Source organism: Variovorax sp. 770b2, from assembly GCF_900115685.1.
In the GTDB taxonomy this organism is placed as follows: domain Bacteria; phylum Pseudomonadota; class Gammaproteobacteria; order Burkholderiales; family Burkholderiaceae_C; genus Variovorax.
Genome location: NZ_FOXJ01000001.1, coordinates 2744529 through 2767794, shown reverse-complemented (window position 1 = coordinate 2767794; position 23266 = coordinate 2744529). Strand labels below are relative to the sequence as shown.

Sequence of the window (23266 nt, the reverse complement as noted above, 5' to 3'; positions counted from 1 at the left end):
CCGCATGAAATATTGTCGATGTTGAAGAAAAATGAATGCTTCAATATGGCGAAAAGACCTTTTGCAAAGCTTTGCCTATTTGAATCAGGGTGCTCGTGTAATGGGAGGTAAAAGAATGCAGAATGCATCTTCAATGTCATGGATTGTCGGTGTTGAATCCTTCAATGCCAATGGGTAGGCTTTAATGGTTTTTCTGTTTGCTATGAAGTTCATCATATGTGGAGCATTGTTGTTGGAGTAGACCATGACACCATCCAACCCGTCTCGAACCCCATCTTCGGGGCTTCTGAAGGATTTCAGCAAATAGTTCAGGCGTTGAAGCGAAGCCTCTTTTCTTTGAATGAATACTTCGCGAATTAAATCATTTGTAATTTGACGAGGGCGCTTTTTCATGTACAAAATTGAACCTCCATCTCTCCAGTGGACGCCGCATTCTGTATCGACACGCCTAGAATTTATGAAATTCGCAATGACTTTGCTCACGTTGAGATGATCGGAGGCCTCCTCCAGATTGATCCAGACGACGAGTCGATCCTCTCTGTATCCAGCAAACGAGTTCAATGCATATCCGTAAAGCAGGCAATGTGCGGCAAGAAGCAAAACAATTTTCTTGATGGATGGGCGAGTCGGTGCAAAAGATATGCTCATAAAATATCCCTGTTGGAATGACCTTTATTTTTCTTTGGTTTGTCGGGGGGTATGCCGAGTTCGAGATTTAGCGCGACAAAGTCCATCTGCTCCAACCCTGGATCGATCAGGTCTTTCTTTGCCTGTTCATAATACGCGACGGGAATGAAGTACTTCAGATAATCCGGGCTGCCTTCGTTTTTGACGACCATCTCGCCATTTTTCCCCTTGATTTTTACCGGAGGTCTGAAGATCTTCGAGAAAGGGGAAAATCTGATCTGGTCGTGCTGATTTCCTCCCAGGAGAATCAAATTGTCGTTTCCGCTTTTTGCGTAAACAAAACCGACATGATGTCCATGCCCCGTCTTGCTTGTGACCATGGCAATGGCACCATATATTGGTGTATCCAGTTCGATGTACAGAGGGTTTCGAATGGTTGGGGCAACGGGGTCGGATTTTTTCTCTTTTGGACCGCTTACCTCATAAAAACCGTGCGCGCGTCCCGTGGCGGCTTTGTGGTCATAAAAATTCGTGTTGTCGATCGGATAATTGGCTTGCGACAATACCCAGTTCGCAAAGGCCGCGCACCATGCCGTATCGGCCATGGATCTGGAGCCATCTCCGATTTCGGTGTGGTAATTGATTTCTCTTTGAATAGCGCCTTCTTCCTTCCCGTGTCTGAGCTTGGCCTCTGCGACGGCAATAGGCATCCAAGGCGCCCGACCTGGCAAAGGGTTGATCAGCGCTAAAACCTTCCCCGTTCCCTCTTTGGATCGCTCGGAATCCGATGACTGGGTGCCGGAAAAAACAGGGAGTACAGGAGCAGCGGAAGGGCGTGATCGTCTTTTCGGGATCGCTGTGGGCGAATTGGTCGGGGCCGCCTCCGGCATCGCGGTTGCTGGAACCGTAGGCGCGTCGTTTGATTTTTTCTTTCCAGGGCCGGTGATCAACAGCACTTCGCCAGGATAAATGTTGTCACTCCCCAAGCTATTTTCGACTTTTATGGCAGTGACGCTCGTGCGATACAGATTTGCAATTTTTCCCAGATTGTCTCCGGGTTGAACCACGTGGTGTGTCGACTTTTTCTTTCCCGGCATGGAGCTATTCATTTTCTCTGAACCGGTGACCCCTTTCCATTTCGCGAATTTCGCCAGAAGATTGAAATCCTTGCCAACGCTTCCTTGAATTTCCCCGACTTTTTCAATCTTCTTGGTTTTCAAATTCATCACCTTGACCTGTACGGCTGTCTTATCCGCAGGATGAATCACTGGCGGGAAACGCCCCGTCGCATCGGATTTGACCTTCTCTTCTTTGTTTCCCGTTTGTAGAATGATTTCTGTATCAGGCAAAGGCTGACTGCCGTTGGTGGCGTTGATTGTGCTTACTACCGTCCACGTTTCCTTGCGGGTTTCAGCGCTCGCGTGATACCCCTCGATTTCCGAAATGCTGTCAATGATTTTTTCAATTTCGGCATCGCTGCATTCGTTGATTTTTTTATCGGCTGGTACTCCGCTCGTCCTGAGCAGGTCAGCGATATATTTTTCTGTGTCGTTCTCGTGACTGGGCGCGTAGCTCGGGATGGCTCCAGGAATGGTTTTTTGTCCGTGCCTGCGTTTCAAGTTGGCTTTCAACTCTGCACGCCCCGCGTCTTCGTCTGGAAAAATAAGAAACGTTCTCCCCGATCTGGTGCTGGCAAAGCCGATATAGCCTTTGGCTTTCTTCGGGGCAGGCGCTCCATCTACCAGCAGGGCCGTCAAATCTCCGGGGTTGTTGATTCGCCATGGCAGTGTTCCCCCGTGCCGGAGCAGATGCCGCCCGTCGTCGCAGATAAATTCTGCGACTTCGATGTTGGGATGGTAGGTTGCAGATATCAGTTTTGGCATGCTCGAATTTCGCGGTCAAATCAGCCCGTTAAGATAGTTTTCCACCGAGGATTCCAAAAGAAAATGATTTGCGCCGAATTCAATCGCTGATCGGGCGTATTTCGAGTCCTCGACGCCCGTCGCGCTATCGTCCTGAGTCTCGTCGTCCATTTCTTCGATTCCTGTTGCGGGAGCATCGAGATAACGATGGGTTTCTCGGATGGTCGGCGCGGAATGCCAGGCCCAGGCCTCCTCGCCTACGATCAGCGTTGCTTCATCGGGCGTTTCGAACGTAATTCTTGGAAGCCGCCCGTTGTCCGGAATAACGCCCTCGGCCTTGACGGCCTGCCGCTCGTCCAGAATCTTGTAGGGCAGCCCCGTCATTCCCAAGCGCTTGAAGACGTCGTCGCTGCCAAGCGGCGCGAAGCGCACGCTGTATTTGTCGTCATGGCTGACGCCCTTCATCCGAAGCAGCTTGTCCATGTTCATCGGCCCAACCAGCGAATGCGAAGCCGCATGCTCCCGCCACACCCCGCTGGTCCCATGCTCGATCCCCGCTGCATTCCACCGCGTGTAGCTGCTCCCCCCGTTGACGACGATCTCCTCCTTCGCGGTGATGCTGATCCTGTGGGCCTCCAGCTTGATGTCCAGCTTGGCCATCAGCTGGATGCTGTCCTGCAGCGCGACGATGTCGATCCCCGCGGTTGCAGCCGTGAGGCGGATGGCCTTGTAGGCGAAGAGGCGCACGGCGTCCTTGACGCTCACCAGCAAGCTCTTGCCAGCGCCGATGCTGGTGTGCCCGCCGCTGCTGAGCGCGTTGTGCGCGATGCTCGCGATGTGCGTGGAGGCCGCGGCCGTGCTGTGAATGCCCGCCGCGCTGGCGAGCACCAGGTGCGGCTCCTGGAGTTCGGGAAAGGCACCGTCTTGCCCGGTGCCTGTCTTGCCTTTGATGGCGTCGTTCTGCGCCTTGAGATCCAGCGTGACGGCATCCTGGTCGCCCGCTTCGTGCGCCTTCGCCGCCTGTGCGGTCTGGCTCAGCCGTTCGTGCAGGTCGCGCGCGGCCGTCAGGCGCGCGGCGGTCTCTCCCAGGTCGGTGATGTGCGCCTGCGCGTTGGGTCTTGCCTCGGTGGTGACCAGCAGGCCCCTGGCGGCGCGGACGGCCCCGTGCCCGTCGGTGCGCAGCTCCACGCCCTGGCCCCGGTCATCCTTGCGGCCCGCGGTGTCCTCGATGCGCCCGATGTGCCCGAGGCTCAGGCTGCTGCTCAGGTGGTCGCTCTTGAGCTGCGCCTGGATCTTGCCGGGATGGTCGTCCAGTTCGAGGTGGTTGCCACGTGCACCGGGACTGCTGCCATCCGCACTCAGCTCGCGGCTGCGAAAGCCCGACAGGTTCTTCTGCCCGGGCAGTTGCCTGGGCGGCATGTTCAGCCGGTTGTAGACGCGGCCGGTGACGATCGGCCGGTCGGGGTCGCCGCTCTCGAAGTCGACGATCACCTCCTGCCCGATGCGTGGCACGTGCATGCCACCGAACTGCGTGCCGGCCCAGGGGGAGGCCACGCGGATCCAGCAGGAGGCGTTTTCGTCCTTCGTGCAGCAGCGGTTCCAGTGGAAGCTGACCTTGATGCGGCCGTATTCGTCGGTCCAGATTTCCTGGCCCTCCGGACCGGTGACGATCGCCGTCTGCGGGCCCGTGGTGCGGGGCTTGGGTTGCGTCTGCGGCGAGCGAAAGATCTTGCTGGCGGGCTGGACCTCGAAGTCGGTATGGCAGACGTAGTCTTCCTCGGCGCCGGCCGGCGCGCTCGCCTGGCCGCTTTCGTGCAAGCGCAGCGTGCTGGCGACGACGAGGTAGTCGAGGTTCGCCGCGTCCTGCGGGTAGTTGACCAGCGAGAAGGTGCAGCCCGTCACCACCGCGCGCAGGTTGCCGCTTCCCCGGCCCCGGCTGCCGGGCGCGCCGGCGGCTTCCATGCGGGTGCGCGCCAGGTCGCGGCCTTCGTCGGGGTCGCTGTAGTCGCCCGGCCACTTGTACATTTCCTGCGCGTTGTTGCCCGTGTTGCGCGGCATGCTGGACGTCTGTCGGAGCCTGGCGCGAGGCTTCGTGAAGTCGAAATCGTCGGTGACCCATCGGCCCGATTCCAGGTTCTCGATGCTCTGGAAATGGCTGCAGTGCTCCTCGTCGATCCTGTGGCCCGGCGGGTAATAGCCGATGGCGTGGTACGCCTGGCTCTGGAACGCCTGGTGAGCCCCCGCGTCGTCCACCAGCACCAGCCGGTGCGCACCCTCCCTGTGCTCGAAGAAGTAGTAGATGCCGAACTCCTGCATCAGCCGCGTGATGAATTCGAAATCGGTCTCGCCGTACTGGACCTGGAACACCCGCTGGGGGTAGCGGTGGGTGACGCGCTTTTCCGTCGGAAAGCCGTAGTCGGCGAGCACTTCTTCGACGATCTCCAGCGGTGTCCTGTTCTGGAAGATCCTGTGGTCGCTGGTGAGGGTCGCCAGGATCAGCCAGGGCCGCAGGACGATTTCGTAGATGCCCCGGCGGTTCTCGTGCTGCACGAAGCGCGCGCTGGTGACCAGGCCGTTGATCTCGCGGGTGCCGGCGCCCGTGCGCGCCGTGGGGCCGGAGCCCTTGCCGTCCAGCGCGATGCGGATGCCGAACTCCTTGCCCACGAGCTGCTTGACCGGCACGTTGGCCGTGACGTAGCCGGTGAGCATCGGGCTGTCGGGGGTCTGCAGGCGGACGGTGTATTCGAAGAGCTCGCCCAGCGCCTCGGTGCCGTCCAGCGATTTGAATTCCAGCGCGGGACTGCCCAGCAGGCTCGGCATGGCGGGGCTGCCGACGGAGATGGTTCGGGAGGCAATGAAGAGGGAAGAAGACACGCAGTGGACCTTGGCGAGTGAGCGTCCAAAAAGTCTGAGGCCTGCGGGTCCAGCACCATTGCAAACAATGGTCGCCCGGTGTCCATCGACGGACAAACCCGGGCGGAGTGCGAAGTAATTTGCAGAGCGAGGCGGGCGCCCCGCGCGCTACCGCGGCAACGCCAGCGCGAACGGCAGGCTCGCCACCCCCAGCACCGTCGACAACGTCACCAGCCCCGCCACATACGGCCCGTTGTAGCCCATGCGGGCCGCGAGCACGTAGGCGCTCGACGCCGTGGGCACGGCAGAAAAGGCCATCAGCACCGACGCCTGCACGCCATCCAGGCGCAGCGCGCGCGCCAGCCCCCATGCGACCAGCGGAAGGACCAGGTGCCGTATCGCCAGCACCGACACCGCCAGCACCTTGCCCCGCCCGAGCGTTGCGAACTGCATGCCCGCGCCCGCGGCCAGGAGGCCCAGCGCGAGCGAGGCCGCGCCGATGCGCGTGAGCGTCGGCGTGAGCCAATTGGGCACCGTGAAGCCCAGCACGTTCGCCAGCAGTCCCGCGACCGTGGCCACGATCAGCGGGTTGCGCACCAGTTGCCGCACGAACCCGGTCTGCGCATGGCGCGTCATCGGCCACACGGCCGCGATGTTGAACATCGGCACGCACACGCCGATCAGCACCGCGATGAGCAAGAGGCCCTCGGGCCCCGCGAGCCGCTCGGCCAGTGCGAGGCAGATGAAGGAGTTGAAGCGGAACGCGACCTGCGCGCTCGCGGCATGGTCGCGCCGGTCGATGTGCGGGCCGATGCCCGGCACGAAGGGCAGGGCGTAGGCCAGCGCGATGCCGCACAGGCCGATGCCCACGCCCGCCGTCAGCAGGCTCGATGTCGCACCAAAATCGAGCGGGCTGCGCACGATCGAATGGAACAGCAGCACCGGAAATAGAAAGTAGTAGACGAGGCTCTCGACCTGGTCCCACACGCGGCGGTCCAGGGCGGTGTAGCGGCACAGGAGCCAGCCGATGGCGATGAGGGAAAAGTCGGGGAAGAGCAGCTGAGCGTAGTTCACCGTTTCGAGCATAAACCGCACGGACCATGGGTAATCCAGAGCATGGGGTGGACCCTGGAGCCGCTAGCATCCGGGCTTCGCTTTTTTTCGACATCCGTTAGGCGGAGTCAATCAAATCAAGGAGTTATTCGATGCAACGTCGTCAATGGAGCGCCCTGATGGGGGCAGTCGCGCTGGCCGCAGTCGCGGGCCAGAGCTTTGCACAGGGCTATCCCACCAAGCCGGTCGAACTGAGCGTTCCGTTCGCACCCGGCGGCACGACGGACATCGTGGCGCGCGTGATCTCCGATCCGCTGGGCAAGATCCTGGGCCAGCCGGTGGTGGTGATCAACCGCGCCGGTGGCGGCGGCATCGTGGGCGCGGCTGAAACCGCGCGCGCCACGCCCGACGGCTACAAGCTGGGCGTGGCCACCGTATCGAGCACGGCGGCCAACCCGGCCATCAACCCGAAGACGCCGTACGACCCGATCAACGACTTCACGCCGATCACCAACATCGCGGCCACGCCGAACATCATCGCGGTGAACCCGAGCTTCCCGGCCAAGAACTACGCCGAGTTCGTCGCCGAGCTGAAGAAGAACCCCGGCAAGTACTCGTACGCCTCGTCGGGCACGGGCGGCATCGGCCACCTGCTGATGGAGCTCTACAAGAGCCTCACCAACACCTTCGTCACGCACATCCCCTACCGCGGCGCGGGCCCGGCGCTGAACGACGTGGTGGCCGGCCAGGTGCCGATCATGTTCGACAACATTCCCTCGGCCATGCCCTTCATCACCAGCGGCCGGCTGATCCCGATCGTGGTGTCGGCACCGCAGCGCCTTGCCGCGCTGCCCAACGTGCCGACCTTCAAGGAAGTGGGCCTGGAGCCGGTCAACCGCATGGCGTACTACGGCATCCTCGGCCCCAAGGGCCTGCCCAAGGAAGTGGTCGACAAGGTCGCCGCCGGCGTGAAGAAGGCGGTGGAAGATCCGGCCGTGAAAAAGCGCATCGAGGACACGGGCTCGCTGATCGTGGCCAACACGCCCGAGCAGTTCGCAGCGCAGATCAAGGCCGAGTACGAGGTCTACAAGCAGGTCGTGAAGAAGCAGAATCTGAAGCTCGACTGATCCGCTTCTTCTCCGCAAAAGCCGTCCGCACCCCGGGCGGCTTTTTCTTTTTGTTATCTTGCACCGCATGACCGAGGCCGCCGCCGCACCCACCCCCGAAATCGACGAGTTCATCGATGCCCTCTGGCTCGAAGACGGCCTCTCGAAGAACACGCTGGCCGCCTACCGCCGCGACCTCGCGCTGTTCTCGCAGTGGCTCGGGAAACAGCGCAGCGGCGTCGCGCTGAACAGCGCCCAGGAGTCCGACGTGCAGGCCTACATGGGCGTGCGCCTCTCGACCAAGGGCAAGGCCACTTCGGCCAACCGGCGGCTCACGGTGTTCAAGCGCTACTACCGATGGGCGCTGCGCGAGCGCCGCATCACGGCGGACCCGACGATCCGGCTCGCGCCTGCGCGGCAGATGCCGCGGGCCATCAAGACGCTGTCGGAAAAACAGGTCGACGACCTCCTGGCCGCGCCCGACGTCGAATCGCCGCTGGGCCTTCGCGATCGCGCGATGCTCGAGATGATGTATGCCAGTGGCCTTCGCGTGAGCGAGCTGGTCGCGCTCAAGGTCATCGACATGAGCCTGAACGACGGCGTGCTGCGCGTGCTCGGCAAGGGCAACAAGGAGCGCCTCGTGCCCTTCGGCGGCGAGGCGCGGCGCTGGATCGAGCGCTACCTGGACGAGTCGCGCCCCGCCATCCTCGACGGCCAGCAGACGCCCGACCTCTTCGTGACCGCGCGCGGCGCGGGCATGACGCGCGTGATGTTCTGGATCATCGTGAAGAAGCAGGCCACGGCCGCCGGCATCCATGTGCCGTTGTCGCCGCACACGCTGCGGCATGCCTTCGCCACGCATCTCTTGAACCACGGGGTGGACCTGCGCGCGGTCCAGTTGCTGCTGGGCCATGCCGACATTTCGACGACCACCATCTACACGCACGTGGCGCGCGAGCGCCTGAAGCAATTGCACGCGGCGCACCATCCGCGCGGCTGAATCCGCGACCGAACCCGCGGCCGAACCCGCGGCCGTTCAGGCCTTGCGCTTGCGTGCCTCGATGGCCGGCACCAGCGTGTCGAAGAAGGCGCTGACCATGCGCATCTCGCGCCGCTCGGCCAGGCACAGCACGTGCGCGTAGGTGAAGATCTCGGTGTCGCTGAAGCCGACCATGCGCAGATCCGGGCTCGGCACGAACTCCACGCTCGACACCGCCGCGATGCCCAGGCCCTGCGCCACGGCTTCGCGGATCACTTCGCGGCTGCTGATCTCCATCACCACATCGACCTCGACCTTCGCCTTGGCAAGTGCGAGTTCGAGCGCCTTGCGCGTGGTCGATCCTTCTTCCCGCATGATGAGTCGCTCGCCCTGCAGCTCGGCGAGCCGGATGTTGCGCCGCCGCGCGAAGCGGTGCGTTGACGGCACGAACATCACGACCGGATGCTGGCTGAACGGCACCGACAGAAAGCGGTCGTCGCGCACCATCTGCGCGAGCACGCCGACGTCGGCGCTGTAGTCCACGAGGTTGTCCAGCACGTCCTGCGAATTGCCGGTGCTCACCGTCACCTTCACGCCGGGGTAGCGCAGGCTGAAGTCAACCAGCATCTTGGTCACGTGGTAGGGGCCCACGGCCGCCACGCGCAGGTGGCCGGTGCGCAGCGTGCCCGCATCGCCTAGCAGCGCCACCGCATCGCCTTCGAGGCTGAAGATCTGCTGCGCAAGCTGCATCAGCTGCTCGCCGATTTCGGTGAGCTGCACGCGCCGGCCGCGCCGGTGGAAGAGCTCGACCTGGTACGCATCTTCCAGGAACCGCACCTGCGTGGTGATGGTCGGCTGGCTCACATGCAGATGTTCGGCGGCCTTGGTGAAGCTGCCCTCGCGGGCCACGGCATAGAAGGAACGCAGCTGTGTGAGGCGCATGGGGAAGACCCTTTGTATCTATAGATTCAGTATATAGATCATCGAAAAAATTTGAATTTGTTCGATACGAGCCTCGGTGATTTACTCCGCTTCAAGACGAACCAGGCGAGCGACAGACCCACGCCGGACGTCCCGAAATCCTCTTCGTGTCATGACCACGACACGAAGTACTGGAAGACTCGAAACGGGCGCTTTTGCCCTTCGAAATGACCAGGAGGAATTCATGCAACACAGACCACTGGAGACAACCATGATGAAGCGCAGAAAGTTGCTGTTCGGCACTGCAGCCGTCACAGCGTCCGCCTTCGTGCCGATGGCACGGGCACAGCAGGTTCTCACTGTCGGGCTGATCCCATCCGAGGATTCGCGCGCCATGATCGCCAACAGCCAGGCCATGATGGACATGCTGTCCAAGGCCCTGGGATTCGCGGTCAAGCCCTTCGTGGCGGCCGACTACAACGGCGTGATCGAGGCGCTGCGTTCCAAGCGCCTGGACGTGGCCTACCTCGGTCCGTTCTCGTACGTGCTGGGCGCCACGGTGGCCGACATCGAGGCCTTCGCGGTCGCCGAAACCAAGAAGGCCGGACGCACCTTCTATTACAGCCAGATCGTTGCCCACAAGGACAGCGGCATCAAGACGGTGAAGGACCTGAAGGGCAAGACCTTCGCCTTCGTGGATCCCAGCTCCACGTCGGGGCACCTGTTCCCCAAGGCCGGGTTGATGAAGGTGGGCTTCAACCCCGACAAGGACTTCGGCCGCGTGATCTTCTCGGGCTCGCACGACTCCAGCGCCATCGCGGTGCAGAACAAGAAGGTGGATGCAGCGGCGATTGCCGACCGCATCCTCGATGCCGCCGTTTCCAAGGGCCTGGTCAAGCGCGAAGACCTCGTGGAGGTGTGGAAGTCCGACCCCATTCCCGAGTCGCCGACCGTCTGGCGCAGGGACCTGCCCGCCGACCTCAAGGCGCGCGTGCAGGCCGCCTTCCTGCAGGTGAAGGACATCCCCTGGTCCGACCAGGGCGAGCTCAACGGTTTCCACCCGACCAACGACGCGGCCTACAACATCATCCGCGACACGGCCAAGGTGCTGAACCTCGACCTGAGGAAGATGAAATGATCGAGATCAGAGGCCTGTGCAAGCGCTACGGCGACTTCACCGCGCTGCACCGCGTCGACCTCACGGTCGCCAAGGGCGAGTTCGTCGTCATCCTCGGCGCGTCGGGTGCGGGCAAGTCCACCTTGCTGCGCTGCATCAACCATCTTGCGGAGCCGACCGAGGGCGAGATCCACGTCGATGGCGAGCGTTCGCGGGGCGACCGCAGCGGCCTTCGCAAGGTGCGCCGCGACGTGGCGATGATCTTCCAGCACTACAACGTGGTGCCGCGCCTGTCGGTGCTCAAGAACGTGCTGACCGGACGCCTCGGCTCCATGCCGGCCATCGCCTCGTGGTTCCAGGTCTTCCCCGCCAAGGACATCGCCATCGCCCGCGAGTGCCTGCGCCGCGTGGAGCTGGACCACAAGGCGGACCTGCGCACCGACACGCTCTCGGGCGGCCAGAAGCAGCGCGTGGGCATCGCCCGTGCGCTGGCGCAGCAGCCCAAGGTGATCCTGGCCGACGAGCCCGTTGCCAGCCTCGATCCGAAGACCTCGCGCAAGGTGCTGAATTACCTGAAGCAGGCCAGCAGCGAAGCCGGCATCACCGTCATCTGCAACCTGCACCAGGTGGACTACGCCCGCGAATTCGCGCAGCGCGTGATCGGTGTCGCGGCCGGTCGCGTCGTGTTCGAAGGCCGGCCCGACGAGCTCACCGAAGAGGTGCTGCAGCGCATCTACCCGGGTGGCCTGGAAGACGGCCCGATAGAGACCCCCGCGCCCGCCGCGTTGCCCGCCGTCGCCGCAACGCCGGCCACGCGCCCCGCCCAGCAACTCGCCATGGAGCAATCATGATCGCCATCGGACGCTACAACCTGCTGGTCGCCAAGAGCGGCGGCAATCCGGGCTGGTGGAAGTACGCCCTCGCGGCGCTGGCCCTGCTGTCGGTGATGTGGTGGGCCGCCATCGGCAGCCAGGTCAGCGTCAGCGAACTGGTCAAGGGCATGCCGTGGATCGCCGACTTCCTCGGCCGCATGCTGCCGCCCAACTGGGAGTTCATGCAGCGCCTGGTGAACCCCGCCATCGAGACGGTGCAGATCGCGCTCTGGGGCACGCTGCTGTCGGTCATTCTCGCGGTGCCGCTGTGCTTCTTCGCGGCGCGCAACATCTCGCCGAACCTCGCGGTGTTCCATGCAATGCGGCAGGTGCTGAACATCACGCGCGGCATCAACGAGATCATCCTCGCGCTGATCTTCGTGGCTGCCGTGGGCCTGGGGCCGTTCCCCGGCGTGCTGGCCCTGGCGCTGCATGGCGCGGGCATGCTCGGAAAGTTCTTCGCCGAGTCCATCGAGGAGATCGACCAGGGGCCGCTGGAGGCACTTCGCGCCACCGGTGCCGGGCCCATACAGACCATCATCTTCGGCGTCATCCCGCAGGTCGTGACCGCGTGGATCGGCGTCATCGTCTACCGCTTCGAGACCAACCTGCGCCAGGCCACCGTGCTGGGCATGGTGGGCGCGGGCGGCATCGGCTTCGAACTGGTGGGCAGCATGAAGCTGTTCCAGTACCAGGACACCGCGACCTGCATCCTGGTGATCGTCGTCATGGTGATGACGGCCGATTACCTGTCGACCAAGTTGCGCGCATGGATTCAACAAGGAGCGCATCAATGACAAGCAGCAAGCCGGCCATTCCGGATGTCTCGGTGAACGGCCGAACCTACAGGGCGCCGTCGCAGCCCGTGGTCGTGGTGTGCGTGGACGGCTGCGAGCCGGACTACATCACGCAGGCGATCCAGGCCGGTGTGGCGCCGTTCATGAAGAAGATGCTGGCCGCGGGCGGTTCGGGCACCTCGCTGGTGGGCGACTGCGTGGTGCCCAGCTTCACGAACCCGAACAACCTCTCGATCGTGACCGGTGCGCCCCCTTCGGTGCACGGCATCTGCGGCAACTACTTCCTGGACACCGCGCAGGGCAAGGAAGTGATGATGAACGACCCCGCCTACCTGCGCGCCGAGACGCTGCTGGCGGTGTTCTCCAAGGCCGGCGCGAAGGTCGCGGTGGTCACGGCCAAGGACAAACTGCGCACGCTCCTGGGCCACCGCATGGAAGGCATCTGCTTCTCAGCCGAGAAGGCCGACCAGGCGACGCACGCCAACGGCGGCATCGACGACGTGCTGGCGCTGGTCGGCAAGCCCGTGCCCTCGGTCTACAGCGCGGAGCTGAGCGAGTTCGTCTTCGCGGCCGGCGTGAAGCTGATGCAGACGCAGCGGCCCGACCTCATGTACCTCTCGACCACCGACTACGTGCAGCACAAGTGCGCGCCCGGCACGGCCGGTGCCAACGACTTCTACGCCATGATGGACGGCTACCTCGCGCAGCTCGACGCGCTGGGCGCGACCATCGCGCTCACCGCCGACCACGGCATGAGCCCCAAGACCGATGCGGCCGGCAACCCGCGCATCGTGTTCCTGCAGGAGGTGCTCGATGCGCGCCTGGGCGCGGGTCGCGGCCGCGTGATCCTGCCGATCACCGACCCGTACGTGGTGCATCACGGCGCACTGGGCTCCTTTGCGACCGTGTATCTCGAAGCGGGTGTCGATGCGCCCGCGCTGGTCGAAGCGCTGAGGGAAACCGATGGCATCGAACAGGTGCTGACGCGCGAAGACGCCGCACGGCGCTTCGAGCTGCCGCCCGATCGCATCGGCGACCTGGTGGTGGTCTCCGATCACCTGGCTGTGATCGGTACGCGTGCCTCGGAGCACGACCTCAGCGGCCTCACGGTCCCGCTGCGTTCTCACGGCGGGCTCTCCGAGCAGAAGGTGCCGCTGTTGTTCAACCGGCGACTGCAGGGGCTCGATCCGAAGCGGCGGCTGCGCAACTTCGACATCTTCGACCTGGCACTGAATCACGCGAACCCTGCGGCATCGGCCGCCACCTGACGAGAACTCCATGAGCGCCAACTATCACAACCCCGTACAGAGCGTGTACGGGGCAGGGGCCCTGTCGTCCCTGCCGAAACTGCTCGAAGGCCGGCGCGCCGCGCTGGTGACCTTTCCGGAGGCCCGCGCCATCGGTCTGCTGGACCGTCTGGAGTCGGTGCTCAAGGGCGCGCTGGCCTGCACCATCGACCAGACGCGGCCCAACCCCGACGTGGCCGAACTGGCCGGCCTCTACGAATGGTTCTGGCGGGAGCACGCGGATGTGGAGGTGCTCATCGCGGTCGGCGGCGGCAGCGCCATCGACACTGCGAAGGCGCTCATGGTCGCGAACGACGCGGCGAGTTTTTCCGATCTCGTGGCGGGCCTTGCCGGCGAGCGGCCTTTCGTTCCCACGCGCAGCAAGATGCTGATCGCCGTGCCCACCACCGCCGGCACCGGCAGCGAAGTCACGCCCTGGGCCACGGTGTGGGACCGCGATCGGCAGAAGAAGTATTCGCTGCACCTGCCCGAGACCTGGCCGCGCTATGCGGTGGTCGACCCCGAGTTGATGCTGTCGCTGCCCGCGGCCGTCACGCTGCAGAGCGGGCTCGATGCGCTGTCGCATGCGCTGGAGGCGATCTGGAACGTCAATGCGAATCCGCTGTCCGACACCTTCGCCGTCTCGGCCGTGCGCGACACGCTGGAGGTGCTGCCGCAGCTCATGGGCCAGCTCGACAACGTGGCGCTGCGCGGCCGCATGGCGCTGGCGGCGCTGAAGGCCGGCATGGCGTTCTCCAACACCAAGACGGCGCTCGCGCATTCCATTTCGTATGAGATGACGCTGCGCTACGGCCTGCCGCACGGCATCGCCTGCTCGTTCCTGCTGCCGATGGTGCTGGAGCGGGCCATCGGCCGGCGCGCCGACCGCGACGCCGTGCTGCTGGAAGCCCTGGGCATGCCGCTCGCGGAGGCGCCGGGGCAACTGGCGGCCTTCATCGAATCGCTGGGCGTGAAGACCCGCTTCGCCGACTACGGCGTGGGCGACGACGAAGCCCGCGAGATGCTGCGGCACGCCCAGGGCGGCGCGCGCGGCAGGAACTTCATCGGCAACGACCTCGCGGAGAACCAGGCATGAGCCTTTCGACACCCCACCGGGACAGCGCGGGCTTTCGCGCCGAAGCCCTTCGCATCGGCGGCGAGCGCGTGCGGCGCGAGCGCACGCTCGATGTGTTCAACCCGTACACCAACGAGCGCGTGGGCACCGTGCCGCTCGCTTCGGTGGACGATGTGCGCGAGGCCTTCCGCATCGGCCATGCATACCGCTCCACGCTGTCGCGCTATGAACGCGCGAGCATCCTGCAGCGGGCCTGCGCGCTGCTGCGTGCGCGCGCCGACGAGGCGGCCGCTGTCATCACCATGGAGTCGGGCCTGTGCAGGAAAGACGCGCTGTACGAAATCGGCCGCGTCGCCGACGTGCTGACCTTCGGCGCGACCGAGGCGCTGCGCGACGATGGGCAGGTGTTCTCGTGCGACCTCACGGCGCACGGCAAGAAGCGCAAGGTCATCACGCTGCGCGAGCCGCTGCTGGGCGTGATCACCGCGATCACGCCGTTCAATCATCCGATGAACCAGGTCGCGCACAAGGTGGTGCCGAGCATCGCGACCAACAACCGCATGGTGCTCAAGCCCTCGGAGAAAGTGCCGCTCTCGGCGTTCTACCTGGCCGACATCCTCTACGAAGCGGGGCTGCCGCCCGAGATGTTCCAGGTGGTCACGGGCGATCCGCGCGAGATTGCCGATGAGCTGATCACGAATGCGCAGGTGGACCTGGTCACCTTCACGGGCGGCGTGGCCATCGGCAAGTACATCGCGTCCAAGGCCGGCTACCGGCGCATCGTGCTGGAGCTGGGCGGCAACGATCCGCTGATCGTGATGGAAGACGCCGATCTCGACCGCGCCTCCGACCTCGCGGTGCAGGGCTCGTACAAGAATTCGGGGCAGCGTTGCACGGCGGTGAAGCGGATGCTGGTGCACAAGGCGGTGGTGGGCGAATTCACCGAGCGCGTGGTCGAGAAGACGAAGCGCTGGAAGCACGGCGATCCGGCCGATGCGAACAACGACATGGGCACCGTCATCGACGAGGCCGCAGCCCGCCGCTTCGAGCTGCTGGTGGACGAGGCCGTGGCGCAGGGCGCGCGCCTTCTCGTGGGCAACCGGCGCGAAGGCGCGCTCTATTCGCCGACCGTGCTCGACCGGGTGCGGCCCGAGATGACGGTGGTGCGCGAAGAGACCTTCGGCCCCGTCTCGCCGATCATCAGTTTCGGCAGCATCGAGGAGGCGATCGAGATCTCGAACGGCACGGCCTACGGTCTGTCGTCGGGCATCTGTACCGACCGCATGGACTACGCCACCCGCTTCGCCAACGAGCTGAAGGTGGGCACGGTGAACGTGTGGGAGGTGCCGGGCTACCGCATCGAGCTCACGCCCTTCGGCGGCATCAAGGACTCGGGGCTGGGCTACAAGGAAGGGGTGCAGGAGGCGATCAAGTCGTTCACCAACGGCAAGACCTTCACGATGCCCTGGGGCTGAGCGGCCCGGGTGCTTACGATGCGGGGATGACGCCGATCATTCCCGGAATGCCGCGCATCGGATGCGCGGGCTGGAGCCTGCCGCGTGCCTTGTGGCCGGCGTTTCCCGCCGAAGGCTCGCACCTCGCGCGCTATGCGCAGCGCTTCGATGCGGTCGAGATCGATACCTCGTTCTACCGGCCGCACCGGCGCGAGACCTACGAGCGATGGGCGGCCAGCACACCCGAGGGCTTCCGCTTCGCGGTCAAGCTGCCGAAAACCGCCACGCATGAACTGCGGCTGGCCGGTGCGATGCCGGCTTTCGATGAATTTCTTGCGCAGGTGGCGGGGCTGGGCGACAGGCTCGGGTGCCTTGTCGTGCAACTGCCGCCGAGCCTTGCCTTCGACGCGCCGGTGGTCCGGCGTTTTCTCGCCGATGTGCGCAAGAGGCACGCCGGTCCTGTGGCACTGGAGCCAAGACATCGCAGTTGGTTCTTGCCCGCGGCCGAATCGCTGCTGTCGCGCTTCCAGGTCGGGCGCGTGCTGGCCGATCCGGTGCTGTTCGATGAGGCCGCAGCGCCCGGCGGATGGCCGGGGCTCGTCTATCTGCGGCTGCATGGATCGCCGCGCCGCTACTGGTCGGCCTACGACGATGCGCTGCTCGAACGGCTCGCATCGCGTCTGCGCCTGGCGCGCGAGGAGGGCGCCGCGTGCTGGTGCATCCTGGACAACACGGCGGGCGGAGAAGCGGTCGGCAACGCGATGACCCTGGCGCGGCTGCTTCAGAATCGCTGATTCATTCGAGGAGACAAGACCATGAACTTCCACAGACTCTGTGCCGGCATTGCGCTGGCTGCCGCCGCAGGACTCGCCGCGGCGCAAGGCTTTCCCACCGCCAAGCCGATCCGCCTGATCGTCGGCTACCCGCCCGGCGGCGGCATCGACTTCGCGGCGCGCACGGTGCAGGTGCCGCTGCAGGAGGCGCTCAAGCAGCAGCTGGTGGTCGACTACAAGCCGGGCGCGAGCGGCATGATCGCCGCCACCGAGCTCACGCGGCAGCCGGCCGATGGCTATACGCTGCTGCTGGCGAACACGGGGCCTTTCGCGATCGCGCCGTACCTGCAGAGCAAGCCGCCCTACGACCCCGTCAAGCAGTTCACCTACATCGGCCAGATCAGCCAGGGCAGCTACATCGCGGTGACGCGGCCCGACCATCCGGCCAAGGACCTGAAGGAGTTCGTCGCCTGGGCCAAGGGGCAGCCGGGCAAGGTCAATTTCGCCTCGGGCGGCAACGGCACCTCGACGCACCTGAACGGCGAGCTGATGAACCAGGTGACGGGCCTGGACATGACCCACGTGCCCTACAAGGGCAGCGCGCCCGCGGTGCAGGACCTGCTCGGCGGCCAGACGCAGATCCTCATCGACGCGGGCAGCGTGCTGCTGCCGCAGGTCAAGGGCGGCAAGCTCAAGGCGCTGGCGGTGACCGGGCCGGTGCGCGATCCGCAACTGCCCGACGTGCCGACGGTGAAGGAGCTGGGTCTCGCGGGCATGGAGTCGGTCGGCTTCCAGGGGTTGGTGGGGCCGGCCAACATGCCCAAGGACGTGGTCGACCGGCTCTCCGGCGAACTGGCGCGTGCCTTGGCGCAGCCCGCGATCAAGGCCAAGTTCGCAGCCGCCGGGGCCGAGGTGCATTCGCTCGGCCCGGTCGAGTTCGCGGCTTTCGTCAAGGCCGACAATGAGAAGTGGTCCCGGCTCATTCGCGAGCGCAAGCTGCAACTCGACTGACTTTCCATTCCATGATCCCCATGTCTTTTTCGTTCAAGCCTTCGTGGCTGATCGCCGCCGCGCTCTGTGCTGCTGCCGGCGCACAGGCCCAAGCCATTCCCAAGACCGTGCGCCTCATCGTGGCGTACCCCGCAGGCGGTGTCAGCGACGTGGTCGCGCGTGCGCTCGGCGACAGGCTCGCCGCGCAACTGGGCGCGACGGTCATCGTGGACAACCGCGCCGGCGCGAGCGGCGCCATCGGCATGGACGCCGTGGCCAAGGCCGCGCCCGATGGCGCGACGCTCGGCTTCTCGGCCATCAGCCCGCTGGTGCTGAGCCCGCACCTGGGCAAGCTGCCCTTCGACGCGCTCAAGGACATCGCGCCGGTGGCGAGCGTGATGTATTCGCCGGTGCTGCTGATCGCCACGCCCGCCAGCAAGGCCAAGGATTTCCGCGCGCTCGTCGCCGATGCCAAGGCGCAGCCCGGCGCGGTGCGCTGGGCCACCTCGGGGCCGGCGTCGCTCGGCCACATCGTGCTCGAGCAGGTGAGGGCGGCGACGGGCGTGGAGATCACGCATGTGCCCTACAAGGGCGGCGGCCAGCAGCTCAACGATGCGCTGGGCGGGCAGTTCGAGATTCTCTCGACCAACGCGAGCCCGACGCTCACCTCGCACATCCAGTCGGGCAAGCTGCGGCCGCTGGCGGTGGGCGCGCCGGCGCGGCTGGAGAGCCTGCCGCAGGTGCCCACGCTGGGCGAGCTGGGCTACAACGCGGCGAACATCAACTCGGTGTTCGGCGTCTTCGCGCCCGCGGCCACGCCGCCCGCATTGATCGCCAGGTACAACGTCGAGATCAACAAGGCGCTGGCCAGCCCCGAGCTGCGCGCCAAGCTCACGGCCACCGACAACGTGCCCACCGGTGGCACCTCTGCAGCCTTCGCCAAGGAGATCGCCTCGGAGTTCGAGAGCAACGGGCGCATCGTGAAGGCCGCGAACATCAAGGCCGATTGACCAATGACCCTGCGGCTTGCGGTTCGAATTTCCCTACCTTATAGTAGGTAGATGACCAACGCCATTGCCATTCCTGCCGCGCTTGCTGCCGGCAGCACCCGGGACCAGATCCTCGGGGTGGCGCGCAGCCTGATCGAAACGCGCTCGTACCTGGGCTTCAGCTTCCAGGACGTGGCCGACGCGGTCGGCATCCGCAAGGCGAGCCTGTACCACCACTTTCCGACCAAGGAAGCGCTGGGCATCGCGGTGATCCGGCAGGCCACCCAGTACTTCAAGGACTGGGACGCGGCCCGCGAGCGAAAGCCCAAGGACGCGCTCGACTCGTATTTCCGCATGTACCGCAACACGCTGAGGGCCGGCTCGGGCATGTGCCCCGCCGGCTCGCTGGCGCCGGGGTGGGATTGCATCAACGACGAGTTGCGCCAGGCCGTGCAGGAACTGCGCCACACGCAGGTGCTGTGGCTCACCGGCGTGCTGGGCGCGCTGGCACCGGCGGAGGCGCGAAAGAAGGGCGCCGCCCCGGTCGCTTCGCAGGCCAGCTATGTGTTCTCGGTGTGCCAGGGCGCGCTGCTCGCCTCGCGCATGACGGGGCGCGTCGAAGACTTCGACGAAGCCATCGCGCAACTCAGGAGTTCATTGCCCGGCTGACGGCCGGGCGGCATCGCAGGCACGCATCGGCGTGCTTATTTTTTGACCCGATAGACTACCGATTGGATGGTAGGTTTTGCCTCAAGGAGCATCTTCATGAAAGCCGTCATTTCCGCCTACGCCCGCTCGCCGTTCCACTTCGCCAGGAAGGGTGCGCTCGCCGAGGTGCGCCCCGACACGCTGGCCGCCGGCGTGGTGAAGGGCCTGCTGCAGCGCACCGACCTGGACCCCGCGCTGCTCGAAGACATCATCCTGGGCTGCGCCTACCCCGAGGCTTCGCAGGGCAACAACGTCGCGCGCATCGTCGGCCTGCTGGCCGGCCTGCCGCACGAAGTGGGCGGCATGACGGTGAACCGCTTCTGCGGCTCGTCGATGCAGGCCGTGCACATCGCCGCGGCGCAGATCGAGGCGGGCATGGGCGAGACCTTCCTGTGCGTTGGCGTGGAGTCGATGACGATGGTGCCGCAGGGCGGCTTCAACTTCTCGCCCAGCCCCGAGCTGCTGGCCAACACCGATGCATACATCTCGATGGGCGAGACCGCCGAGAACGTCGCGCAGCGCTGGAACGTGAGCCGCGCCGACCAGGAGGCCTTCGCGGTCGAATCGCACCGCAAGGCTGCCGCCGCGCGTGCCGAAGGGCGCCTCGCGGGCGAGATCGTGCCGGTGCGCCTGGCCTCGGGCGACGTGGTCGATGCGGACGGCTGCATCCGCCCTGCGACCTCGGCCGAAGCGCTGGCGAATCTCAAGCCCGCGTTCCGCCCCGACGGCGTGGTGACGGCCGGCACCTCGTCGCCGCTCACCGACGGCGCGGCCGTCGTGCTCGTGACCAGCGACGCCTTCGCCGCGAAGCACGGCCTGCAGATGCTCGCGCGCATCAAGTCGTTCGCGACCGTGGGCGTGGACCCGGCCATCATGGGCATCGGCCCGATCCCCGCAACGCGCAAGGCACTGGCACGCGCGGGGCTGACCGCGGCGGACCTCGACGTGATCGAGATCAACGAGGCCTTCTCGTCGCAGGCGCTCGCTTGCATTCGCGATCTGGGCCTCGATCCGGCGAAGATCAACCTCGATGGCGGTGGCCTGTCCATCGGCCATCCGCTGGGGGCGACCGGTGCGCGCATCACGGGCAAGGCAGCGTCGCTGCTGGTACGCGAAAAGGGCCGTTATGCGCTGGCCACGCAGTGCATCGGCGGCGGACAGGGTATCGCGACCATCCTGGAGCGCGTCTGACGAAAAGTTCGAGAATGCGCGAACGCACGACAAGGAGACCTCATGGACGCACCCACTGACACCGGCGCGAAGCGCGCGCTGTACCTGGAAGACCTGTCGGTCGGCGACCGCTTCCAGAGCGGCGAGCACACGCTGGACGTGGCGCAGATCAAGGCCTTCGCGCTGCAGTTCGATCCGCAGCCCTTCCACACCGACGAAGAGGCGGCCAAGCACACCTTCTTCGGCGGGCTCGCGGCGAGCGGCTGGCACACGGCGGCGCTCACGATGAAGCTGCTGGTGGAAAGCGGCGTGCCGCTGGCCGACGGCATCATCGGCTCGGGCGGCGAGCTGCAGTGGCCCAAGCCGACGCGGCCCGGCGACGTGCTGCACGTCGTGAGCGAGGTGCTCGACATCACGCCCTCGCGCTCCAAGCCCGGCCGCGCGATGGTGACCATGCGCTGCCAGACGCGCAACCAGCGCGGCGAGGTGCTCCAGTACTTCACGCCGAAGCTGGTGGTGCACAGCCGGCCTGCGCCGGGCTGACCCCCAAGGGCCAGGACCTCAGACCACGCGCAGGCCCAGCTCTTCGACCAGCGACGCGGCTTGCCGGTGCGAGATGGTCGCGCCCTTGAACTGCGCGGCGTTCGCCAGGCGCAGGCCGCCCAGGTCGACATCGCGCAGGTCGGCCCCTTCGAAGCGCGCGAGCTTCAGGTGCGCGTTGCGCAGGCTCCCGCCCTCGAACACGGCCTCGCGAAAATCGCAGCCCGAGAGGTCGGCTTCGGAGAAATCGAGCTGCGCGAGCGTGTGCTTCCGGAACGACAGGCTGCGCAGGTGCGCATCGATCAGCAGCGAGTCCTTGAAGACGATGCCCAATGCAGAAACCTCGGCGAAATGCGCGCCCGTGAGCTTCACACCGGTGAACAGCGCCGAAGCCAGCTTGGCGCGCGTCCACTGCGTGTTGTTGAGATCGCAGTCCTGGAAGCGCGCATTCGTGAGGTCCGCGAGGCCGAAGTCGGCCTGGCGTGCGCGGCATCCGGCCCAGCGGGTTTCCGACAGCAGCGCCCGCTCGAACGATGCTTCGGCGAACTGGCACAGCGTGAATTGCGCGCCGCGCAGGTCGAGCCGGGAAAGGTCTGCTTCGTCGAAGTTGCAGCGCTCGAAATGCGGGGGCGTGTCGCGGCCTTGCAGGCAGGCGAGCAGGTCGGCGCGCGACCAGGTCTGGTCGGAAATGACGGAGGCGGTGGGGGTCATGTCGATGTGTCGGAGCCGGCTGCCAGCATGCGCAGCTCTTCGGCGGTGAAGCCGGCGCGTTCGCGGGCTTCGAGATTGAATGGCGGCCTGATCCGCGGTGCGTCGTAGCGCGCCACGAGCGCCGGGTAGTTGGCTTCGGCATCGAGCCCCGCGCGCTCGCAGAGCCAGCGGTACCAGTGGTTGCCGATGGCGACATGGCCCACCTCGTCACGCAGGATGATGTCCAGGATCTCCACCGCGCGCAGCGCATCGGGCGTGTTGACGCGCCTGAGCTTGGCCTGGATCAGCGGCGTGGCGTCCAGGCCGCGCGCCTCCAGCGTGCGAGGCACCAGCGCCATGCGGGCGAGCACGTCGTCCTTGGTTTTCTCGCACATGTTCCACAGGCCGTCGTGGCCGGGGAAATCGCCGTAACGGTAGCCCATGCCCTGCAGGTGCGCATGCAGCAGCGTGAAGTGCAGCGCCTCCTCGTCGGCCACGCGCAGCCAGTCGCGGTAGTAGGCCTCGGGCATGCCGTCGTAGCGCCAGGCCGCATCGAGCGCGAGGTTGATCGCGTTGAACTCGATGTGGCAGATCGAATGGATGAGCGAGGCGCGGCCTTCGGGCGTGAAGGGCGAGCGCTTCTGCACCGCGGTGGCGGACACGCGCACCGGCCGCTCGGGGCGGCCGGGCACGCCCAGGTCGTCGCCCTCGGTGCGGATGGGGTCGGTTGCTATGGAATCGGTAGCGGCCAGTAACGCGGTGGCGTGCGTTGCCGCCACTTTTTGTTCAGGATCGGTCAGTCGCAGCGCGGCCAGCGCGCTCAATCGGGGGTGCATCCCTACAATTCTAGTTTTTGCCCCCGGAGACTCTTGCGATGGCCCTCTACGAACTCGACGGCGTTGCGCCGCAACTTGGCGCCGGCGCCTGGGTCGCCGACAGCGCGGAGGTGATCGGCAATGTGAAGCTGGGCGAGAACGCAAGCATCTGGTTCGGCGCCGTGCTGCGCGGGGACAACGAGACGATGACCATCGGCCGCAACAGCAACGTGCAGGACATGTCGATGCTGCATTCGGACCCCGGCAGCCCGCTCACCGTGGGCGAGAACGTCACCATCGGCCACCAGGTCATGCTGCACGGCTGCACCATCGGCGACAACTCGCTCATCGGCATCCAGGCGGTGGTCTTGAATAACGCGAAGATCGGCCGCAATTCGATCGTTGGCGCCGGCAGCGTGGTGACCGAGGGCAAGGAGTTTCCCGACAACTCCCTCATCTTCGGCTCGCCCGCCAAGGTGATGCGCACGATCAGCGACGAAGACGCTGCCCGGCTGCGTCACGGCTCCGAGCATTACGTCGAAAACGCCATTCGCTACGCGAAGGGCCTCAAGAAAATCGCCTGACTCCC

Annotated in this window: 22 protein-coding genes; 15 read left to right on the top strand and 7 right to left on the bottom strand. The window is 65.2% G+C overall.

What is annotated here, in order from left to right:
- Positions 1-84: 84 nt before the first annotated feature.
- From BM133_RS34600 to BM133_RS12725, 4 genes are all read right to left on the bottom strand, one after another.
- Complete coding sequence (locus BM133_RS34600; RefSeq protein WP_143100128.1) at positions 85-648, bottom strand: hypothetical protein; 564 nt, start codon at positions 646-648, stop codon at positions 85-87.
- Positions 645-2510 (bottom strand): LysM peptidoglycan-binding domain-containing protein, encoded by a 1866-nt coding sequence (locus BM133_RS12735; RefSeq protein ID WP_093434159.1) that lies wholly within the window; start codon positions 2508-2510, stop codon positions 645-647. The genes BM133_RS34600 and BM133_RS12735 overlap by 4 nt, the downstream gene beginning before the upstream one ends.
- 15 nt (positions 2511-2525) lie before the next feature.
- Positions 2526-5363: a type VI secretion system Vgr family protein gene (locus tag BM133_RS12730; protein WP_256219158.1), complete on the bottom strand. Its 2838-nt coding sequence runs from the start codon at positions 5361-5363 to the stop codon at positions 2526-2528.
- A 147-nt stretch (positions 5364-5510) separates the two neighbouring features.
- Positions 5511-6428, bottom strand: coding sequence for an AEC family transporter (locus tag BM133_RS12725; protein WP_093434158.1), 918 nt, complete (start codon positions 6426-6428; stop codon positions 5511-5513).
- Between the two features lie 119 nt (positions 6429-6547).
- Between BM133_RS12725 and BM133_RS12720 the strand changes: the two genes are divergently transcribed.
- On the top strand, positions 6548-7522 hold the full coding sequence (locus BM133_RS12720) for a tripartite tricarboxylate transporter substrate binding protein BugE (protein WP_093434156.1): 975 nt from the start codon (positions 6548-6550) through the stop codon (positions 7520-7522).
- Between the two features lie 67 nt (positions 7523-7589).
- Positions 7590-8501, top strand: coding sequence for a site-specific tyrosine recombinase XerD (gene xerD / locus BM133_RS12715; RefSeq protein WP_093434155.1), 912 nt, complete (start codon positions 7590-7592; stop codon positions 8499-8501).
- A 36-nt stretch (positions 8502-8537) separates the two neighbouring features.
- Here the strand turns inward: xerD and BM133_RS12710 are convergent, their stop codons facing one another.
- The gene (locus BM133_RS12710) at positions 8538-9422 is read right to left on the bottom strand and encodes a LysR substrate-binding domain-containing protein (protein ID WP_093434153.1); all 885 of its coding nucleotides are present in this window, start codon (positions 9420-9422) and stop codon (positions 8538-8540) included.
- A 253-nt stretch (positions 9423-9675) separates the two neighbouring features.
- Here BM133_RS12710 and phnD point away from each other — a divergent pair, with 253 nt between their 5' ends.
- The 12 genes from phnD to BM133_RS12650 all read left to right on the top strand — a co-directional run bounded on the left by phnD (position 9676) and on the right by BM133_RS12650 (position 21175).
- Complete coding sequence (gene phnD / locus BM133_RS12705; protein ID WP_177224842.1) at positions 9676-10539, top strand: phosphonate ABC transporter substrate-binding protein; 864 nt, start codon at positions 9676-9678, stop codon at positions 10537-10539.
- Positions 10536-11369, top strand: a complete 834-nt coding sequence (gene phnC, locus BM133_RS12700; protein ID WP_093434151.1) for a phosphonate ABC transporter ATP-binding protein — start codon at positions 10536-10538, stop codon at positions 11367-11369. Before phnD ends, phnC begins: the two co-directional genes overlap by 4 nt.
- On the top strand, positions 11366-12187 hold the full coding sequence (gene phnE, locus BM133_RS12695) for a phosphonate ABC transporter, permease protein PhnE (protein ID WP_093434149.1): 822 nt from the start codon (positions 11366-11368) through the stop codon (positions 12185-12187). Before phnC ends, phnE begins: the two co-directional genes overlap by 4 nt.
- Positions 12184-13455 (top strand): phosphonoacetate hydrolase, encoded by a 1272-nt coding sequence (gene phnA / locus BM133_RS12690; RefSeq protein WP_093434148.1) that lies wholly within the window; start codon positions 12184-12186, stop codon positions 13453-13455. Before phnE ends, phnA begins: the two co-directional genes overlap by 4 nt.
- Positions 13456-13465: 10 nt before the next feature.
- Entirely contained in the window at positions 13466-14569 is a 1104-nt protein-coding gene (gene psrA, locus BM133_RS12685) for an iron-containing alcohol dehydrogenase PsrA (protein ID WP_093434146.1), read from the top strand.
- Positions 14566-16023: a phosphonoacetaldehyde dehydrogenase gene (gene phnY, locus BM133_RS12680; protein WP_093434144.1), complete on the top strand. Its 1458-nt coding sequence runs from the start codon at positions 14566-14568 to the stop codon at positions 16021-16023. Before psrA ends, phnY begins: the two co-directional genes overlap by 4 nt.
- 26 nt (positions 16024-16049) lie before the next feature.
- Positions 16050-16796: a DUF72 domain-containing protein gene (locus BM133_RS12675; RefSeq protein WP_093434143.1), complete on the top strand. Its 747-nt coding sequence runs from the start codon at positions 16050-16052 to the stop codon at positions 16794-16796.
- A gap of 21 nt (positions 16797-16817) precedes the next feature.
- The gene (locus tag BM133_RS12670) at positions 16818-17786 is read left to right on the top strand and encodes a Bug family tripartite tricarboxylate transporter substrate binding protein (RefSeq protein WP_093434141.1); all 969 of its coding nucleotides are present in this window, start codon (positions 16818-16820) and stop codon (positions 17784-17786) included.
- A gap of 20 nt (positions 17787-17806) precedes the next feature.
- Positions 17807-18775: a Bug family tripartite tricarboxylate transporter substrate binding protein gene (locus BM133_RS12665; RefSeq protein WP_093435298.1), complete on the top strand. Its 969-nt coding sequence runs from the start codon at positions 17807-17809 to the stop codon at positions 18773-18775.
- Positions 18776-18826: 51 nt separating this feature from the next.
- On the top strand, positions 18827-19423 hold the full coding sequence (locus BM133_RS12660; protein WP_093434140.1) for a TetR/AcrR family transcriptional regulator: 597 nt from the start codon (positions 18827-18829) through the stop codon (positions 19421-19423).
- 96 nt (positions 19424-19519) lie between these two features.
- Positions 19520-20653 (top strand): thiolase family protein, encoded by a 1134-nt coding sequence (locus BM133_RS12655; protein WP_093434138.1) that lies wholly within the window; start codon positions 19520-19522, stop codon positions 20651-20653.
- Between the two features lie 42 nt (positions 20654-20695).
- Entirely contained in the window at positions 20696-21175 is a 480-nt protein-coding gene (locus BM133_RS12650) for a MaoC family dehydratase (RefSeq protein WP_093434136.1), read from the top strand.
- Between the two features lie 18 nt (positions 21176-21193).
- Here BM133_RS12650 and BM133_RS12645 read toward each other — a convergent pair whose 3' ends face one another.
- Together BM133_RS12645 and BM133_RS12640 are read right to left on the bottom strand one after the other, a co-directional pair.
- Complete coding sequence (locus BM133_RS12645) at positions 21194-21883, bottom strand: pentapeptide repeat-containing protein (protein WP_093434135.1); 690 nt, start codon at positions 21881-21883, stop codon at positions 21194-21196.
- Positions 21880-22698, bottom strand: a complete 819-nt coding sequence (locus tag BM133_RS12640) for a ferritin-like domain-containing protein (RefSeq protein ID WP_093434133.1) — start codon at positions 22696-22698, stop codon at positions 21880-21882. Before BM133_RS12640 ends, BM133_RS12645 begins: the two co-directional genes overlap by 4 nt.
- Positions 22699-22736: 38 nt before the next feature.
- Here BM133_RS12640 and BM133_RS12635 point away from each other — a divergent pair, with 38 nt between their 5' ends.
- Entirely contained in the window at positions 22737-23261 is a 525-nt protein-coding gene (locus tag BM133_RS12635; protein ID WP_093434132.1) for a gamma carbonic anhydrase family protein, read from the top strand.
- Positions 23262-23266 lie beyond the last annotated feature (5 nt).